Genomic DNA, 17886 nt, shown 5'->3' with positions numbered 1-17886 from the left:
AGCGAAAGTTCGCCGGCGCGCATCGCACGCTCGCGCGCGCATCCGGCGCGGCGCGAATTCGTGATAATTTGCATCCAGCGCAGCCGCCCGCAGCAGCGGGCTTCCCGCTGCTGCGCTTTCACCGTAGACAAGATCAGATGAAACCGGTCATAGCCCTCGTTGGGCGCCCCAATGTGGGGAAATCCACGCTGTTCAACCGGCTCACGCGCTCGCGCGATGCGCTGGTCGCCGATTTGCCCGGCTTGACGCGCGATCGCCACTACGGCGAGGGGCGGGTCGGCGAGCGGCCGTATCTCGTCGTCGACACCGGCGGCTTCGAGCCGGTCGCGAAGGACGGCATCCTGCACGAGATGGCGCGCCAGACGCGGCAGGCGGTCGAGGAGGCCGACGTCGTCGTGTTCATCGTCGACGGCCGCAACGGCCTCGCGCCGCAGGACAAATCGATCGCCGACTATCTGCGCAAGACCGGCCGGCCGATCTTCCTCGTCGTCAACAAGGCGGAGGGGATGAAGTACACGGCGGTCGCGTCGGATTTCTACGAGCTCGGGCTCGGCGATCCGCGCGTGATTTCGGCCGCGCACGGCGACGGCGTGACCGAGATGATCAACGAGGCGCTCGGCGTCGCGTACGCCGGCCAGCCCGAGGAGAGCGACGACGACGCGGGCAAGCGCGGAACCAAGATCGCGATCGTCGGCCGGCCGAACGTCGGCAAGTCGACGCTCGTGAACACGCTGATCGGCGAAGACCGCGTGATCGCATTCGACATGCCCGGCACGACGCGCGATTCGATCTACGTCGACTTCGAGCGCAACGGCAAGCAGTACACGCTGATCGACACGGCCGGCCTGCGCCGGCGCGGCAAGGTGTTCGAGGCGATCGAGAAGTTCTCGGTCGTGAAGACGCTCCAGTCGATCGCCGATGCGAACGTCGTGATTCTTCTGCTGGATGCGCGCCAGGACATTTCCGACCAGGATGCGCACATCGCGGGCTTCGTCGTCGAGCAGGGGCGCGCGCTCGTCGTCGGCGTGAACAAGTGGGACGGCCTCGATGCGCACGTGCGCGAGCGCACGAAAGCGGATTTGACCCGCAAGCTGAAATTCCTCGAGTTCGCGAAGTTCCACTTCATCTCGGCCGCGGAGAAGACGGGCATCGCCCCGCTGATGCGCTCGGTCGACGACGCGTACGCGGCCGCGATGGCGAAACTGCCGACGCCGAAGCTCACGCGCGCGCTGATCGAGGCGGTCGAATTCCAGCAGCCGCGCCGCCGTGGTCCGGTGCGCCCGAAGCTGCGCTACGCGCACCAGGGCGGGCAGAATCCGCCGATCATCGTGATTCACGGCAACGCGCTCGACGCCGTCACGGAAACCTACAAGCGCTATCTGGAAAATCGCTTCCGCGAAACTTTCTCGCTGACCGGGACTCCATTGCGCATAGAGTTCCGTTCGACGACGAATCCGTACGCGGACAAGAGCTGAATTGCCCGTCTCGCACGCCAGGCAAGGCAGAGGAAGGGGTAGGCCGAATGGCCGCAGCCCGGGCGGGGCATGCAAAATCGGCTATAGTGTAGCGATTGACGCCGGATTTCTTTTTCTTCGGCTCAATTCAAATCAACCTGCAACACAAGATGGAGTACGCCATGAGCAACAAAGGGCAATTGTTACAAGACCCGTTTTTGAACGCACTGCGCAAGGAGCACGTGCCCGTTTCGATCTATCTCGTCAACGGCATCAAACTCCAAGGGAACATTGAATCGTTCGACCAGTACGTCGTGTTGCTCCGGAATACGGTGACCCAGATGGTTTACAAGCACGCGATTTCGACCGTCGTGCCCGCGCGTCCCGTGAACTTCCACCCGGATGCGGAAGCATCGTCCTAACCTTTGACGCGGCTGGCGCCGTTTGCCGCATGCGACCGACGCCAGCCGCCTTTCCCTGACTTGATAGCCGACAATTTGATCAACGCAGCGCTCGTCGGTATCGACTTCGGCAAGACCGATTTCGACGCCAGCCTCGAAGAACTGAGCCTCCTCGCAACCAGCGCGGGAGCACACCCCGCCGTCACGCTGACCGGCCGCCGGTCGAGCCCCGATGCCGCGATGTTCGTCGGCAGCGGCAAAGCCGAAGAACTGCGGCTTGCCTGCGACGCGAACGACGTCGAAATCGTCATCTTCAATCACGCACTCGCGCCCGCGCAGCAGCGCAATCTGGAGCGCGCGCTGAACCGGCGCGTCGTCGACCGCACGAGCCTGATCCTCGATATCTTCGCGCAGCGCGCGCGCAGCCACGAAGGCAAGCTGCAGGTCGAACTCGCGCAGCTCCAGTATCTGTCGACGCGGCTGATCCGCGCGTGGACTCACCTCGAGCGGCAAAAGGGTGGTATCGGCCTGCGCGGCCCCGGCGAAACCCAGCTCGAAACCGACCGCCGGCTGATCGGCGAGCGGATCAAGATGCTGAAGTCGCGGCTCGACAGGCTTCGCCGCCAGCACAGCACGCAGCGCCGTCAGCGCGCGCGGAGCGGCACGATGTCGGTGTCGCTCGTCGGGTATACGAATGCGGGCAAGTCGACGCTCTTCAATGCGCTGACGAAAGCGCAGGCGTATGCGGCCGACCAGCTGTTCGCGACGCTCGACACGACGTCGCGGCGCGTCTATCTCGGCGACGACGTCGGCCAGATCGTCGTGTCCGACACGGTCGGCTTCATCCGCGAGTTGCCGCACCAGCTCGTTGCCGCGTTCCGCGCGACGCTCGAGGAGACGATCCACGCGGATCTGCTGCTGCATGTCGTCGATGCGTCGAGCGCGGTGCGGCTCGAGCAGATCGAGCAGGTGAACGGCGTGCTCCACGAGATCGGCGCGGACACGATCCGCCAGGTGCTCGTGTTCAACAAGATCGACGCGGTGCCCGAGCTGGCGGCCCGTGCCGACGCGGTCGAGCGGGACGAGTATGGTAATATTTCGCGCGTCTTTTTGAGCGCGCGCACCGGTCAGGGTTTGGACGCGCTGCGCGCCGCCATTGCCGAGATCGCTAGCGCGGAACATCTTTCCGGCGCAGGCTCGTTCAACTGCGCGCTCGACGGCGCGCTCGACGGCGCGCCGGCGGAATCACACGAAGACCACACGGTTTCCGAACCTGGGCGCTGACCGGCTCGGTCGGGCCGCTGGCGCCCATTCTGGTGAACACACTCTGGTGAACGAATACAAAGAGCGGAGTACCTGGCTGCGCAAGCGCGCCTCGATGTCGATCAACGATCCCCGCTGGGGGCGTGGCGACGGCAATGGCGAAGCCAAACCCCGCGCCAACGAATCGAAACGGCCGCCGGGCGGTGACGGCGATGGCCCGCCCGATCTCGACGAAATGTGGCGGAACTTCAACCGGCGCCTGAGCGGAATGTTCGGCGGCAAGGGCGGCAACGGCCTGCGCCCGGACAACGGCCGCGCGGCGCGGATCGGTATCGGCATCGTGATCGGCGTGCTGATCGCGATGTACGCCGGCAGCGGGCTGTTCGTCGTGCAGGAAGGCCAGACCGGCGTCGTGCTCCAGCTCGGCCGCTATGCGGGCACCGTCGAGCAGGGCGTGCACTGGCGCCTGCCTTATCCGTTCGGCACGCAGGACATCGTCGATACGTCGCAGGTCCGCTCGATCGAGATCGGCCGCAACAACGTCGTGCGGCCGTCGAACGTGAAGGAATCGTCGATGCTCACGCGCGACGCGGACGTCGTCGACGTGCGCTTCGCCGTTCAATACCGGATCCGCTCGGCCACCGACTATCTGTTCCGCGGCGCCGATCCCGAGCACAGCCTGATGCAGTCCGCGCAGGCGGCGGTGCGCTCGATCGTCGGCATGCGCAGCGCGACCGACGTGCTGAGCCAGGACCGCGACGCGCTGCGCCAGCAACTCACCGAAGCGATCCAGCACGATCTCGACCGCTACCAGACGGGCCTCGAAGTCACCGGCGTGACGATGCAGGGCGTCGCGGCGCCCGAGCAGACGCAGGCCGCGTACGCGGAGGTGTCGGGCGCGCGTGATGCGCGCGAGGCCGCGAAGCGCGCCGCGCAGGCGTATGCGAACGATCTGCTGCCGAAGGCGCAGGGCGACGCCGCGAAGATGATCGACGACGCGAAATCGTACGCCGATCGTGTCGTCTCGCAGGCCGAGGGCGACGCCGAGCGCTTCAAGCAGGTCTACGCGCAGTACGCGAAAGCGCCGGCCGTGATCCGCGAACGGATGTATCTGGAGACCATGCAGGAAATCTATTCGAATTCGACGAAGATCTACGTCGGCAGCAAGACGGGCAACAGCCTGCTGTATCTGCCGCTCGACAAGATCGTCGCGCAGGGGCGTCAGAACGCGGAAAGCGGCACGGGCGCGTCGTCGGCGCAAGGCGTTCAGGCGCCTGCTGCAACGGCTTCGGCTTCGGCCGCGTCCGCCAGCGCGGCACCGGCCGCGTCCGCGCCGGACGCCGGCTCGTCGGTGCGCTCGCGCGACGTGCTTCGCAGCCGATCGCGCGACGACGATCAGCCGTGACGGGAGCGCATGCCATGAATCGAATCATTGCGCTCGTCGTCGCGATCCTGATCGTCGCGTTTGCCGCCTCGTCGACCATTCTGACCGTCGATCCGCGCTACGCGGCCGTGCTCGCGGGGCGCGCCGGCACCGAGCCGGTCCTCGTCGGCCCCGGCGTGCACTTCAAGCTGCCGCCGCCGCTGCAGACGGCGACCCTCGTCGACATGCGCCTGCAGTCGCTCGATTCGGCCGACCTGCAGCAGTACGCGACCGACGACAAGCACAACCTGCTCGTCGGCTACGCGGTCAAGTATCGCGTCACGGATCCGATGAAATATTTCCGCGAGACCGGCGGCGATCCGCAGGGTGCGGCGGACCGGCTGAATGCCGCGCTGAAGGGCGCGCTCGGCGACGCGATCGGCAAGCGCGCGCTCGACGACGCGATCGGCGGCCAGCGCGCGATCGCCGACGATGCGCGCAACGCGCTGCAGGCGCGGGCGGCCGGGCTCGGCGTCGACGTCGTCGACGTGCAGCTCACGCGCGTCGATCTGCCGGCCGACCAGGCGGACGCCGCGTATCAGCGGATGATCGCCGCGCTGCACGCGCAGGCCGCGCAGGTGCGCGCGGAGGGTGGCGCGCAGGTCGAGACGATCAAGGCCGACGCGGAGCAGGAGCAGCAGGCGGTGCTCGCGAATGCGTACAAGAGCGCGCAGACGATCAAGGGCGAGGGCGATGCGAAGGCGGCGACGATCGCGGCCGACGCGTTCGGCCGCGATCCGGAGTTCTACAAGTTCTACGCGAGCCTGCAGGCGTACCGGAACAGCTTCAAGCGCAACGACGTGATCGTCGTCGATCCGGACAGCGAGTTCTTCCGCTTCATGCGCAGCCCGACGGGCGACGCCGCGCCGGCGTCCGCTTCCCGCAAACACTGATACAAGGGGCGCCGCGCAGCGCGGCGCCGTCGATCGCATGGATCTGGCTGGATCGTTGTTGCTTGCCGTCGCGCTGATGCTGATCATCGAAGGGATTTTCCCGTTCGTGTTTCCGGTCGCGTGGCGCGATACGTTTCGTAGAATAGCGGAGCGGCCGCCGCATCATATCCGGATCGGCGGGCTGATCGTGATGGGGCTCGGGCTCGCGCTGCTGATGCTCGCCACCTGAGCGCAGACCTGACCGGAGCCCTGACCGGAAACCCGATCCGGACCGCGCATCCGCCGTCCGTCCAGGATTCAACCTATCAACCGCGGCGCGCGTGTCGCGCGCCTTGTTCCCCGTCGTAGGACCGTACCGATGTCGACCTGGTTACTTCCCGAGAATATCGCCGACGTATTGCCGTCGGAAGCGCGCAAGATCGAGGAGCTGCGCCGCAGGCTGCTCGACCGCTTCCGTTCGTACGGCTACGAGATGGTGATGCCGCCGCTGCTCGAATATCTCGAGTCGCTGCTGACGAGCGGCGGCAACGATCTGAACCTGCGCACGTTCAAGCTCGTCGATCAACTGTCGGGCCGCACGCTCGGCCTGCGCGCCGACATCACGCCGCAGGTCGCGCGCATCGACGCGCATCTGCTGAACCGCCAGGGCGTCACGCGCCTCTGCTATGCGGGCAACGTGCTGCATACGCGGCCGCGCGGGCTGCACGCGACGCGCGAGCAGATCCAGATCGGCGCCGAAATCTACGGCCACGCGGGGCTCGAGGCCGATCTCGAGGTCCAGCAGCTGATGCTCGACGCGCTGCATCTGGCCGGCCTGTCGAAAATCCGCCTCGATCTGTGCCACGCGGGCGTGCTGGCCGCGCTGTTCGCGCGCGACGCGCGCGCCGCCGAGCGCGGCGAAGCGCTGTACGACGCGCTCGCGGGCAAGGACGTGCCGCTGATCGTGGAGCTGACCGGCGATCTCGATGCCGACACACGCACCGCGCTGCGCGCGCTGCCGCATCTGTACGGCGACGCGAGCGTGCTCGACGAAGCGCGCAAAGTCTTGCCGGCGCTGCCGGAGATCACGCGCGCGCTCGACGATCTCGCGCAGCTCGCGGCGCAGGTCCAGGGTGCGGAGGTCGCGATCGATCTCGCGGATCTGCGCGGCTACGCGTACCACAGCGGCGCGATGTTCTCCGCCTACGTCGACGGCGTGCCGAACGCGGTCGCGCGCGGCGGCCGCTACGACCACGTCGGGCAGGCGTACGGCCGTGCGCGGCCCGCGACCGGGTTTTCGCTCGACCTGCGCGAAATCGCGCGGATCTCGCCGGTCGAGGCGCGCGGCACCGCGATCCTCGCGCCGTGGGCGCAGGACGGCGCGCTGCGCGCGGCGGTGTCCGCGCTGCGCGATGCGGGCGAAGTCGTGATCCAGGCGCTGCCGGGGCACGATCACGTGCTGGACGAGTTCGCGTGCGATCGCGCGCTCGTCGAGCGCAACGGCGCGTGGGTGGTCGAGCCGCGCTGATGGGCGGTCGCGCCGGATTCCGGGTGCCGTTCCGGGTGCCATACCGTTGACGCGAAACGGAAAAATTCGGAACCGGGCGCGAACCTAGGTAAAATACGTTTTTAACCAGCTAACGAATCAACATGTCTGCCAGCGCAGTGAACGTGACTCCCGGGCGCAACGTCGTCGTCGTGGGAACGCAGTGGGGTGATGAAGGCAAAGGCAAGATCGTCGACTGGCTGACGGACCACGCCCACGGCGTCGTGCGTTTCCAGGGCGGCCACAACGCCGGCCACACCCTCATCATCGGCGGCAAGAAGACGATCTTGCGCCTCATCCCGTCGGGCATCATGCGTGATGGCGTCGCCTGCTACATCGGCAACGGCGTCGTGTTGTCCCCCGAAGCGCTGTTCAAGGAAATCGGCGAGCTCGAAGACGCCGGCCTGAACGTGCGGGAGCGTCTGTTCATCTCCGAAGCGGCCACGCTGATCCTCCCGTATCACATCGCGATCGACCAGGCGCGCGAAGCGCGCAAGGGCGCGGGCAAGATCGGCACGACGGGCCGCGGCATCGGGCCCGCGTACGAGGACAAGGTCGGCCGCCGCGCGCTGCGCGTGCAGGATCTGTTCGACGCGAGCACCTTCGCGGACCGCCTGCGCGAAAACCTCGACTACCACAACTTCGTGCTGACCCAGTACCTGGGCGGCAACGCGGTCGACTTCCAGTCGACGCTCGACACGATGCTCGGCTACGCGGATCGCCTGAAGCCGATGGTCGCCGACGTGTCGCGCCGCCTGTACGAGGAAAACAACGCGGGCCGCAACCTGCTGTTCGAAGGCGCGCAAGGCACGCTGCTCGACATCGACCACGGCACCTATCCGTTCGTCACGTCGAGCAACTGCGTCGCCGGCGCGGCCGCGGCCGGCGCGGGCGTCGGTCCGCACAAGCTCAACTACATCCTCGGCATCACGAAGGCGTACTGCACGCGCGTCGGCGCGGGCCCGTTCCCGAGCGAGCTGTACGATGCGGACAATCCGAAGCGTCAGGATCAGGTCGGCATCACGCTCGCGAACGTCGGCAAGGAGTTCGGCTCGGTCACCGGCCGTCCGCGCCGCACCGGCTGGCTCGACGCGGCCGCGCTGCGCCGCTCGATCCAGATCAACGGCGTGTCGGGCCTCTGCATGACGAAGCTCGACGTGCTCGACGGCCTCGACGAAGTGAAGCTCTGCGTCGGCTACAAGATCGATGGCCAGGACGTGGATATCCTGCCGCGCGGCGCCGCCGAAGTCGCGCGCTGCGAGCCGGTCTACGAGACGTTCTCCGGCTGGAAGGAAAGCACCGTCGGCATCAAGTCGTGGGACGCGCTGCCGGCCAACGCGCGCGCGTATCTGAGCCGCGTGCAGGAAGTGGCGGGCGTGCCGGTCGACATGGTGTCGACGGGCCCGGACCGCGACGAGACGATTCTGCTGCGCCATCCGTTCAAGGTGTAACACGATGACGCAGAACAATCCGATGACGCTCGAAATGACCGATCCGCGCAACGACGACCGCAATCTGTGGGTCGGCTGGAGCGAGTATCACCGTCTGATCGAATTGCTCGCGCTGCAGGTGCACGAGTCCGGCTGGAAGTTCGACCAGATCCTGTGCCTCGCGCGCGGCGGCCTGCGTGTCGGCGATCAGCTGTCGCGCATCTACGACGTGCCGCTCGCGATTCTCGCGACGAGCTCGTACCGCGAGGCGGCCGGGCGCGAGCAGGGTCAGCTCGACATTGCGCAGTACATCACGATGACGCGCGGCAATCTCTCGGGCAACGTGCTGCTCGTCGACGATCTCGTCGATTCGGGCGTCACGCTCGCGCGCGTGCAGGAGCATCTGAAGGAGCGCTATCCGTCGGTCACGTCGGTCCGCTCGGCGGTGCTCTGGTACAAGGGCTGCTCGAAGGTGCAACCCGACTACTACGTGCAGCCGCTGCCGACGAACCCGTGGATTCACCAGCCGTTCGAGGAGTGGGACACGGTTCGCCCGCACAATCTCGAGGCGTGGATCAAGCGTGGCCGCGCGCGCCGCGACGGCGCCGACGCGTAAGCGCGCCGTCCCGCTCGCCGTTTCCGCCAAGGCGCCGCTTGCGGCGCCTTTTTCATGCGCGCGCGGCTTCGTTGGTAGGCAGAACGTGCGGTCGCGGCTATGATGGCGACCCTGGCGGGGTGACCTGACCCCGTTCCAGGCCGCCGGTCAAGGGCTCGTCGCATGGCGGCAACATCGCAAGGCGGCGTTTTCACGGCCCGCAGGTAGAATAGCGCTCGTTTTGCCCGACCCCGGAACGGATGGTTTCGCTGCTTATGACTGATACGAATCAAGCGCATGCTCAACAACACTCGCTGCAGGCACTCGCGATCGCTGCGATCGGCGTCGTGTTCGGCGACATCGGCACGAGCCCGCTGTATTCGCTGAGAGAAGCGTTCAGCCCCGCGCACGGTATTCCTCTCACGCAACACTCGATCCTCGGCGTCACGTCGCTGCTGTTCTGGGCGATCGTGATGGTGGTGGGCGTCAAGTATCTGCTGTTCGTGATGCGCGCCGACAACAGCGGCGAGGGCGGCGTGCTCGCGCTGATGGCGCTGGCGCTGCGGCCGTTCGATTCGAGATCGAAATTCGCCGGCGCGCTGATGGCGCTCGGGATCTTCGGCGCGTGCATGTTCTACGGCGACGCGGTGATCACGCCCGCGATCTCGGTGCTGTCGGCGGTCGAGGGGCTCGAGCTCGCGGCACCGAAGATGGCCGAACTGGTGATGCCGATCACGATCGTGATCCTGATCGCGCTGTTCTGGATCCAGCGCCACGGCACCGCGACGGTCGGCAAGCTGTTCGGCCCGATCATGGTGGTGTGGTTCGTCGTGCTCGCGGTGCTCGGCGTCTATCACATCGCGCAGGTGCCGACGATCGTCCAGGCGATCAATCCGTACTACGCGGTGTCGTTCATGGCCGCGCACCTGCTGCAGGCCTACGTCGTGCTCGGCTCGGTCGTGCTCGTGCTGACCGGCGCGGAAGCGCTGTACGCGGACATGGGCCACTTCGGCGCGAAGCCGATTCGCCTCGCCGCGTACGTGCTCGTGATCCCGTCGCTGGTCCTCAACTATTTCGGGCAGGGCGCGCTGCTGATCGCCAACCCGAAGGCGATCGAGAACCCGTTCTTCCTGCTCGCGCCCGACTGGGGGCTGCTGCCGCTCGTCGTGCTGTCGACGGTCGCGACCGTGATCGCGTCGCAGGCGGTGATCTCGGGCGCGTACTCGCTGACGTCGCAGGCGATCCAGCTCGGCTACGTGCCGCGGATGAAGGTGCTGCACACGTCCGAGCTCGCGATCGGCCAGATCTACGTGCCGGTCGTGAACTGGCTGCTGCTGTTCGTGATCCTCTGCATCGTGCTCGGCTTCAAGAGCTCCGACGCGCTCGGCGCCGCGTACGGCATCGCGGTGACCGCGACGATGGTGATCACGACCGTGCTCGCGTGCGTCGTGATGGTCAAGGTGTGGAACTGGAACAAGCTGATGGTCGGGGCCGTGATCACGGTGTTCATGGCGATCGATCTCGGCTTCTTCGGCGCGAACCTGCTGAAGGTCGCGCAGGGTGGCTGGCTGCCGCTCGGGATCGGCGCGCTGCTGTTCTTCCTGTTGATGACCTGGTACAAGGGGCGCCATATCGTCAAGGAGCGCACCGCCGCCGACGGTATTCCGCTCGAGCCGTTCCTGCAGGGGCTGCTCGCGCACCCGCCGCATCGCGTGTCGGGCACCGCGATCTACCTGACCGGCAACGACACGCTGGTGCCCGTCAGCCTGCTGCACAACCTGAAGCACAACAAGGTGCTGCACGAGCGGACGATCTTCATGACGTTCGTCACGCGCGACATCCCGTACGTGCGCGACGACCAGCGGATGGCCGTGCGCGACGTCGGTAGCGGCCTCTACGTCGTGAAGGCCCAGTACGGCTTCAACGAGACGCCGGACGTGAAGGCCGTGCTCGAGGAGTTCGGCCGCACGCACGACATGACGTTCGAGTTGATGGACACGTCGTTCTTCCTCGCGCGCGAGACGGTCGTGCCGACGCAGCTTCCGGGCATGTCGATCTGGCGCGAGCGCGTGTTCGCGTGGATGCACCAGAACGCGGCGAAGCCGACCGACTTCTTCGAGATTCCGGCGAACCGCGTCGTCGAGCTCGGCACGAAGATCGAGATCTGACGCGGCGCGTGGCGCCGGCTGCTCAGCCGCGCGCCGTATCCGCCGGCAGCGTGATCAGTCGGCGATCAGTTCACGATGAGTCCGCGATCGTCGGCGTCGTCCGCGGCGAACGCGGCCGCATAGCGCTGCGTATCCATCGCGACCCAATCCAGATAGCCGCGTATCCAGAATTTGAATCCGTCGACGAGGCCGAGCAGACGGGCGTCGGCGAGCGGCATCAGCGCATCGGCGCGCCGCACGAATGCATCGATCTCGGCGCGTACGCGCGCGGCCGTGTAGTCGACGCTTTCCTGCAGCGTGTGGCCGAGCGACGCGTGAATCACCACCATGTTCCTGAACTGGCCCGGCTGGCGCGCCTCGACGCCCAGGCTCTGGATGTCGTTGCTCCAGCAGACGATATTGTTCGCGTGACGGCACAGCGCCTGCACGTCCGCGCGGTGGAACACGTCCGGCGCGACGGCGCCGAGCCCAGGATCACTGGCCGGGCGCCCGTGGCGGGCCGTCGGTGGGCAGCCCGCGAGCTCGCTTTGATGGATCATTTTATGTGCTGGATTTATGCCGTCAAGAATTTCGATGCGGAATGATCGATTGTTTTATATCGCGGCTCAATAACGGAATAATGGAATGACGGCGAAATAAATTTGTCCCATTTTCATCCTGTCGAAGATGACGTCGCACCCCGAGGTTAAAAAGAAAAACCCGCCGGGAAGGGCGGGTTTTCGTGGGACGGCTTGGCAGCAGCTTGCCGGTGGTTCGCTCAGCGCTTGAGCTTCGCGAACGCCGCGGCCATCGCGCCGGCCGGCTCCGGCTCGCGTGAGCGGCCGGGGCCCGCACCACGTCCGGCGCCGCGGCCCGCGCCGCCGCGCTCCTGCTGCGCGCCGCCGCGCGCGGTGGGGCCGGCGGACGCGTCGTCGTCGAGGCGCATCGTCAGCGCGACCCGCTGGCGCTTCACGTCGACGTCGAGCACCTTCACCTTGACGACCTGACCGGCCTTCACGACTTCGTGAGGATCCTTGATGAATTTCGTCGACATCGCGGAGACGTGGACGAGCCCGTCCTGATGCACGCCGATGTCGACGAACGCGCCGAACGCCGCGACGTTTGTCACGACGCCTTCGAGGATCATCCCCGGCACGAGATCCGACACCTTCTCGACTCCGTCGCGGAACGTCGCGGTCTTGAATTCGGGGCGCGGATCGCGGCCCGGCTTCTCGAGCTCGGCGAGGATGTCGCGCACGGTCGGCAGCCCGAAGCGTTCGTCGACGAATTCGGCCGGCGACAGGCCCGCGAGCGCGTCGCGGCTGCCGAGCACGTCGTCGATGCGTTTCTTGACCTTCGCGAGAATCCGCTCGACGACCGGATACGCCTCCGGGTGCACCGACGAGCGGTCGAGCGGGTTCTCGCCGCCGTTGATCCGCAGGAAGCCGGCGGCCTGCTCGAACGTCTTGTCGCCCAGGCGCGGCACGCGGCGCAGATGCTCGCGCGACGGGAACGGGCCGTTCGCGTCGCGATAGTCGACGATGTTGCGCGCGAGCGTCGCATTGAGGCCCGACACGCGCGCGAGCAGCGGGGCCGACGCGGTGTTCGCGTCGACGCCGACCGCGTTCACGCAATCCTCGACGACCGCGTCGAGCGAGCGCGCGAGCTCGCGCTGGTTCACGTCGTGCTGATACTGGCCGACGCCGATCGCCTTCGGCTCGATCTTCACGAGCTCCGCGAGCGGATCCTGCAGGCGGCGCGCGATCGACACAGCGCCGCGCAGCGTCACGTCGAGCTCCGGGAATTCCTTCGCGGCGAGCTCGGATGCCGAATAGACCGACGCGCCGGCCTCCGATACGACGATCTTCTGCAGCCGCAGATCCGGATGCTTCGCGATCAGCTCGCTCGCGAGCTTGTCGGTTTCGCGCGATGCGGTGCCGTTGCCGATGCTGATGAGCTCGGCCTGCGTCGCCGCGGCGATGCGCGCGAGCTTCGCGATCGAACCGTCCCAGTCGCGGCGCGGCTCGTGCGGGTAGATCGTGTCGGTCGCGAGCACTTTCCCGGTACGGTCGACGACCGCGACCTTCACGCCGGTGCGCAGGCCGGGGTCGAGACCGATCACGGCCTTCGGGCCGGCCGGAGCGGCGAGCAGCAGGTCCTTCAGGTTGCGCGCGAACACGCGGATCGCCTCGTGCTCGGCGCTCTCGCGCAGTTGCGTGAGCAGCTCGTTCTCGATGTGCGGCTGCACCTTCACGCGCCAGCACCAGCGGCACACGTCGGACAGCCACTTGTCCGCCGGACGGCCCTGGTTCGCGATCCCGAAATGGCGCGCGATCATCGCTTCGCCCGGATGCGGCACCTGCGCGTCGAGCTCTTCGCCGAGCCCGAGCTTGACCGTCAGCACCCCGGCGTTGCGGCCGCGGAACAGCGCGAGCGCGCGGTGCGACGGCACGGTCCGGATCGTTTCCGCGTAGTCGTAATAGTCGCGGAATTTCTCGCCTTCCTCGTTTTCCTTTCCTTCGACGACCGCCGACGACACGACGCCCTGACTCTGCAGATAGTCGCGCAGCTTGCCGAGCAGCTCGGCCGTTTCGCCGAACTGCTCGGACAGAATGTCGCGCGCACCGTCGAGCGCGGCCTTCACGTCGGCGACGCCTTTCCCGGCGTCCACGTACGCGGCGGCCTCGGCCTGCGGATCGAGCATCGGGTTGCCGAGCAGCGCGTGCGCGAGCGGCTCGAGGCCGGCCTCGCGGGCGATCTGCGCGCGCGTGCGGCGCTTCGGCTTGTACGGCAGATAAAGGTCTTCGAGCACCTGCTTGCTGTCGGCGGCGTCGATCGCGGCGCGCAGCTCGTCGGTCAGCTTGCCCTGTTCGTCGATGCTCGCGACGATCGTCGCGCGGCGCTCCTCGAGCTCGCGCAGATACAGCAGGCGCTCTTCGAGCTGCCGGAGCTGCGTGTCGTCGAGATTGCCGGTGACTTCCTTCCGGTACCGGGCAATGAACGGAACGGTCGCGCCCTCGTCGAGGAGTTGCACGGCCGCCGCGACCTGGCGCGGCTGCACGGTCAGTTCGGTCGCGATGCGCTGTACGATCTTGAGTGCTACGGTGTCCGTCATGTCGTTGATGTGCGTCTGCGTCGCAATGTCGCGCCGCCGGCCAGGCTGCGTGCACGGCGTCGCGGGTGAATGAAGCGGGGCATTTTGCCATAAATGGCGGAGCCCCCATCCGCACGGTGATAGAATTTGACGCATGTCCCGCAGCTTTCCTATGACGTTGCCAATCTCCCGCTTTCCTCTCGTCGCGCTCGGCGCAGCGCTCGTCGCGGCTTTGTCGCTCGGGCCGTCCGGCGTGCGCGCGCAGGCGCCGGATGCCGTTGCCGCTTCGGTGCCCGATGCCGCGTCCGATGCGGCCGCGGTCGATCAGAATTTCGCCGCCCGCCAAAAAGTGCTCGATCAGCGTGCCGCGGAAAACGATTATCGTTATGCGGTGGCTCAGCACGACTGCTACGGCAAATTTTTCGTCAACCATTGTCTCGACAATGCGCGTGAGCAGATGCGCGACGAGCGCACGCGCATTTCGCACGAGCAGCTCGCGCTCGACGACGAGGCGCGCGCGGCGCACGCGCAGCGCCGCGACGAGCAGATCGCGCTGAAGCAGGCGCAGGACGCCGCGCAGGCGCCGCAGCGCGCGGCGAACGAGGCGGCGAATGCGGCCGCTTATCGCGACAAGCAACAGCAGAGCGCGCTGAAGCAGGCGCAGCGCGGCGCGGACGCGCCGCAGCACGCGGCGAGCCGGCAGGCGTACGACCGGAAGCAGGCCGATTTCCAGCGCAAGCTCGACGATGCGCACCAGCAGGCCGCGCAGAAGGCGCAGGAGCGCGCGAACAATGTCGAGCGCTTCAACGACAAGCAGCGGCAGGCCACGCAGCACAAGGCCGATGTCGAGCAGCGCCAGAAGGATGCGGCCGAAAAGGCGAAGCAGCAGCAACAGCAGCAAGGGCAGTAACGAGTCGGCAGGTTGATCGACAAGCAATCTCGGGCGCGCCGGCGTCGATGCAGGCGTGCCGTTTCGATGAGGAGGCGAGTATGCAAAACCGTCATGCGGACCAGCAGCAGGAATTGCACAACCGTTTGGCTGCATTGGAGGAGCATCACAATCAGCTTGCGCGAGAAATCGAGCTGAAGGAAGGGCGTTCCGACATCGACGACATCACGCTGCACAGGCTCAAGAAGGAAAAGCTGCTGGCCAAAGACAAGATCATCATGCTGCAGTCGCAGCTCGAACCGGATAAGCGCGCCTGAGCGCGGCCTGGCAAGCGCCGGCGCCGCGACGGGCGCTGGACACAGGAATCGCTTGCCTTGAATTCACCGCTTGAAGCCACACCCGATGCCCGGCCGGACGACGCGTCCGCCGGGCGTGTTCGTGCGCCCGAATCCGCTCATGCGCCGAGCAGGAAGCGCGTCGACGAGCTCGACACGATCTTCGGCGACGGCGGCCTGTTCGCGCGCGCGCTCGACGGCTATCGGCCGCGCGCCTCGCAGATCGAGATGGCGCGCGCGGTCGCCGCTGCGATGGAGGCGTCCGCGCGAAGCCTGCCCGAGCCCGAGATCTTCGATACGCGCAAGCGTCCGGCGCGACGCCTGGGCGGCGGCGCCGATGCGGCCGACGCGGCCGAGACGCCCGAACAGGCCGCGCCGTCGGGCGACGACGCGGGCGACAACACGCTGATCGTCGAGGCCGGCACCGGCACCGGGAAGACGTACGCGTACCTGGTGCCCGCGATGCTGTGGGGCGGCAAGGTGATCGTGTCGACCGGCACGAAGCATCTGCAGGATCAGCTGTTCCAGCGCGACATCCCGACCGTGCGCGACGCGCTCGCGGTGCCGGTGACGGTCGCGATGCTGAAGGGCCGCGCGAACTATCTGTGTCATTACTACCTGCAGCGCACCGCGGACAACGGCCGGCTGCCGTCGCGCCAGGACACCGCGTATCTGCAGGAGATCGTCCGCTTCGCGAAGATCACGAGAAGCGGCGACAAGGCCGAGCTCGCGAGCGTGCCGGAGAACGCGCCCGTCTGGTCGATGGTCACGTCGACGCGCGACAACTGCCTCGGCCAGGAGTGCCCGCATTACAAGGAGTGCTTCGTGATGCAGGCGCGCCGCGAGGCGCAGCAGGCGGACATCGTCGTCGTCAATCACCACCTGTTCTTCGCGGACATCATGCTGCGCGACACCGGGATGGCCGAACTGCTGCCGACCGCGAACACGATCGTATTCGACGAAGCGCATCAGCTTCCGGAGACGGCGACGCTGTTCTTCGGCGAGACGCTGTCGACGACGCAGATCCTCGAGCTCGCGCGCGATTCGGTCGCGGAGGGCCTGAGCCATGCGCGCGACGCGGTCGAGTGGGTGAAGCTCGGCGGCGCGCTCGAGCGGGCGGCGCGCGATGTGCGGCTCGCGTTCGCCGACGACACGATCGTGCGCATGTCGCTCGCGCAGCTCGGTGACGATCATCCGCTGTTCGGCGCGCTCGACGGGCTCGAGGCGGCGCTCGACGCGCTCGCGAGCGCGCTCGCGAGCCAGGCGGAGCGCGCAGAATCGCTCGGCGCGTGCCTGCGGCGCGCGCGCGAGCTGCAGGATCTGCTCGCGGGCTGGGTCGTGCCCGATGGCGCCGCGAAGTTGGCCGAGAAGTCGACCGGGAAGCCGTCGGAGAAAAAAGCCGGGAAGCCGGCGGGCGGCACCGATGCGGCGGCCGTTGGCGACGATCAGAACGAGCGGGTGCGCTGGGTCGAGGTGTTCTCGCATACGGTGCAACTTCACGAGACGCCGCTGTCCGTCGCGCCGATCTTCGCGAAGCAGCGAGCGGGCGTGCCGCGCGCGTGGATCTTCACGTCGGCGACGCTGTCGGTGCGCGGCGATTTCACGCACTACGCGGCGCAGATGGGCCTCAGCTCGCGCCGCTCGATGACGCTCGCGAGCCCGTTCGACTACCAGACGCAAGGGCTGCTGTATGTGCCGCGCAATCTGCCGCAGCCGTCGTCGCCGGCGTTCACCGACGCGGTGTTCGATGCCGCGCTGCCGGCGATCGAGGCGTCCGGCGGCGGCGTGTTCATGCTGTGCACGACGCTGCGCGCGGTCGACCGGATCGCCGCGAAGCTGCGCGACGTGATCGACGCGCGCGGCTGGAACACGCCGCTCCTCGTGCAGGGCGACGCGAGCCGCACCGAGCTGCTCGACCGCTTCCGTGCGTACGGCAACGCGATCCTCGTCGGCAGCCAGAGCTTCTGGGAGGGCGTCGACGTGCGCGGCGACGCGCTGTCGCTCGTCGTGATCGACAAGCTGCCGTTCGCGCCGCCCGACGATCCGGTGCTCGCCGCCCGGCTCGATGCGCTTGCGAAGAAGGGTCTGAGCCCGTTCGCGGTGCATCAGCTGCCGCAGGCGGTGATCACGCTGAAGCAGGGCGCGGGCCGGCTGATTCGCGCGGAGACCGACCGCGGCGTGCTGATGATCTGCGACACGCGGCTCGTCGACAAGCCTTACGGGCGGCGGATCTGGCAGAGCCTGCCGCCGTTCAAGCGCACGCGCGAGATCGAGGTCGTCGAGGAATTTTTTGCCGAGCATCGCGCGGACCGGCGCGTGCCTTGAGCGTGTGATCTTCGCGTGTGTTCTTCGCGCGTGCCCTTGGCGCGCGTCGAAGGCCGCGCGATCGATAAAAAAACCCGGCATGCATGCCGGGTTTTTTTATCGGATAAAGCGC

General features: G+C 67.2%; 15 protein-coding genes. 13 read left to right on the top strand and 2 right to left on the bottom strand.

Annotated features, from left to right (window positions below; all coding sequences use genetic code 11):
• Positions 1-137 precede the first annotated feature (137 nt).
• From der to HZI36_RS21285, 10 genes are all read left to right on the top strand, one after another.
• Complete coding sequence (gene der, locus HZI36_RS21330; RefSeq protein ID WP_179404651.1) at positions 138-1475, top strand: ribosome biogenesis GTPase Der; 1338 nt, start codon at positions 138-140, stop codon at positions 1473-1475.
• Positions 1476-1636: 161 nt separating this feature from the next.
• A complete protein-coding gene (gene hfq / locus HZI36_RS21325; protein ID WP_006399927.1) occupies positions 1637-1876 on the top strand; it encodes an RNA chaperone Hfq in 240 nt (79 codons plus the stop codon).
• A gap of 75 nt (positions 1877-1951) precedes the next feature.
• Positions 1952-3139, top strand: a complete 1188-nt coding sequence (hflX, locus tag HZI36_RS21320) for a GTPase HflX (protein WP_179404650.1) — start codon at positions 1952-1954, stop codon at positions 3137-3139.
• 46 nt (positions 3140-3185) lie between these two features.
• Positions 3186-4523, top strand: coding sequence for an FtsH protease activity modulator HflK (gene hflK, locus HZI36_RS21315; protein WP_179404649.1), 1338 nt, complete (start codon positions 3186-3188; stop codon positions 4521-4523).
• Positions 4524-4537: 14 nt separating this feature from the next.
• On the top strand, positions 4538-5434 hold the full coding sequence (gene hflC / locus HZI36_RS21310; protein ID WP_179404648.1) for a protease modulator HflC: 897 nt from the start codon (positions 4538-4540) through the stop codon (positions 5432-5434).
• A 37-nt stretch (positions 5435-5471) separates the two neighbouring features.
• Positions 5472-5663, top strand: coding sequence for a DUF2065 domain-containing protein (locus tag HZI36_RS21305; protein ID WP_179404647.1), 192 nt, complete (start codon positions 5472-5474; stop codon positions 5661-5663).
• 129 nt (positions 5664-5792) lie between these two features.
• Complete coding sequence (locus HZI36_RS21300) at positions 5793-6941, top strand: ATP phosphoribosyltransferase regulatory subunit (RefSeq protein WP_179404646.1); 1149 nt, start codon at positions 5793-5795, stop codon at positions 6939-6941.
• A gap of 122 nt (positions 6942-7063) precedes the next feature.
• Positions 7064-8410, top strand: coding sequence for an adenylosuccinate synthase (locus HZI36_RS21295; RefSeq protein WP_179404645.1), 1347 nt, complete (start codon positions 7064-7066; stop codon positions 8408-8410).
• Between the two features lie 4 nt (positions 8411-8414).
• The gene (locus HZI36_RS21290) at positions 8415-9005 is read left to right on the top strand and encodes a phosphoribosyltransferase (RefSeq protein ID WP_179404644.1); all 591 of its coding nucleotides are present in this window, start codon (positions 8415-8417) and stop codon (positions 9003-9005) included.
• A 254-nt stretch (positions 9006-9259) separates the two neighbouring features.
• On the top strand, positions 9260-11152 hold the full coding sequence (locus tag HZI36_RS21285; protein WP_179404643.1) for a potassium transporter Kup: 1893 nt from the start codon (positions 9260-9262) through the stop codon (positions 11150-11152).
• 65 nt (positions 11153-11217) lie between these two features.
• On the opposite strand, the gene HZI36_RS21280 is transcribed toward HZI36_RS21285, so the two are convergent.
• Positions 11218-11691 (bottom strand): terpene synthase family protein, encoded by a 474-nt coding sequence (locus HZI36_RS21280; protein WP_179404642.1) that lies wholly within the window; start codon positions 11689-11691, stop codon positions 11218-11220.
• Positions 11692-11909: 218 nt separating this feature from the next.
• A complete protein-coding gene (locus HZI36_RS21275) occupies positions 11910-14246 on the bottom strand; it encodes a Tex family protein (protein ID WP_179404641.1) in 2337 nt (778 codons plus the stop codon).
• Between the two features lie 133 nt (positions 14247-14379).
• Between HZI36_RS21275 and HZI36_RS21270 the strand changes: the two genes are divergently transcribed.
• From HZI36_RS21270 to yoaA, 3 genes are all read left to right on the top strand, one after another.
• Positions 14380-15135 carry a hypothetical protein gene (locus HZI36_RS21270; protein ID WP_179404640.1) on the top strand — a complete coding sequence of 252 codons (756 nt, stop codon included), beginning with the start codon at positions 14380-14382 and terminating at the stop codon, positions 15133-15135.
• An 80-nt stretch (positions 15136-15215) separates the two neighbouring features.
• The gene (locus HZI36_RS21265) at positions 15216-15431 is read left to right on the top strand and encodes an HP1242/YdcH family protein (protein WP_179404639.1); all 216 of its coding nucleotides are present in this window, start codon (positions 15216-15218) and stop codon (positions 15429-15431) included.
• A 57-nt stretch (positions 15432-15488) separates the two neighbouring features.
• The gene (gene yoaA, locus HZI36_RS21260) at positions 15489-17774 is read left to right on the top strand and encodes a DNA repair helicase YoaA (RefSeq protein WP_179404638.1); all 2286 of its coding nucleotides are present in this window, start codon (positions 15489-15491) and stop codon (positions 17772-17774) included.
• Positions 17775-17886: the final 112 nt, after the last annotated feature.

It is taken from the genome of Burkholderia guangdongensis (assembly GCF_013403875.1).
In the GTDB taxonomy this organism is placed as follows: Bacteria; Pseudomonadota; Gammaproteobacteria; order Burkholderiales; family Burkholderiaceae; genus Burkholderia; species Burkholderia guangdongensis.
Note: the sequence above shows the minus strand (reverse complement) of the source record. Positions and strands in the feature narration are given on the sequence as shown.

Excerpts from the sequence above, each read along its gene's own strand:
- HZI36_RS21290 (WP_179404644.1), top strand. The coding sequence starts at position 8,415 with ATGACGCAGAACAATCCGATGACGCTCGAAATGACCGATCCGCGCAAC.
- hfq (WP_006399927.1), top strand. The coding sequence starts at position 1,637 with ATGAGCAACAAAGGGCAATTGTTACAAGACCCGTTTTTGAACGCACTG.
- HZI36_RS21305 (WP_179404647.1), top strand. The coding sequence starts at position 5,472 with ATGGATCTGGCTGGATCGTTGTTGCTTGCCGTCGCGCTGATGCTGATC.
- HZI36_RS21275 (WP_179404641.1), bottom strand. The coding sequence starts at position 14,246 with ATGACGGACACCGTAGCACTCAAGATCGTACAGCGCATCGCGACCGAA.
- HZI36_RS21300 (WP_179404646.1), top strand. The coding sequence starts at position 5,793 with ATGTCGACCTGGTTACTTCCCGAGAATATCGCCGACGTATTGCCGTCG.
- HZI36_RS21295 (WP_179404645.1), top strand. The coding sequence starts at position 7,064 with ATGTCTGCCAGCGCAGTGAACGTGACTCCCGGGCGCAACGTCGTCGTC.
- hflC (WP_179404648.1), top strand. The coding sequence starts at position 4,538 with ATGAATCGAATCATTGCGCTCGTCGTCGCGATCCTGATCGTCGCGTTT.
- HZI36_RS21270 (WP_179404640.1), top strand. The coding sequence starts at position 14,380 with ATGTCCCGCAGCTTTCCTATGACGTTGCCAATCTCCCGCTTTCCTCTC.
- der (WP_179404651.1), top strand. The coding sequence starts at position 138 with ATGAAACCGGTCATAGCCCTCGTTGGGCGCCCCAATGTGGGGAAATCC.
- HZI36_RS21285 (WP_179404643.1), top strand. The coding sequence starts at position 9,260 with ATGACTGATACGAATCAAGCGCATGCTCAACAACACTCGCTGCAGGCA.
- HZI36_RS21265 (WP_179404639.1), top strand. The coding sequence starts at position 15,216 with ATGCAAAACCGTCATGCGGACCAGCAGCAGGAATTGCACAACCGTTTG.
- HZI36_RS21280 (WP_179404642.1), bottom strand. The coding sequence starts at position 11,691 with ATGATCCATCAAAGCGAGCTCGCGGGCTGCCCACCGACGGCCCGCCAC.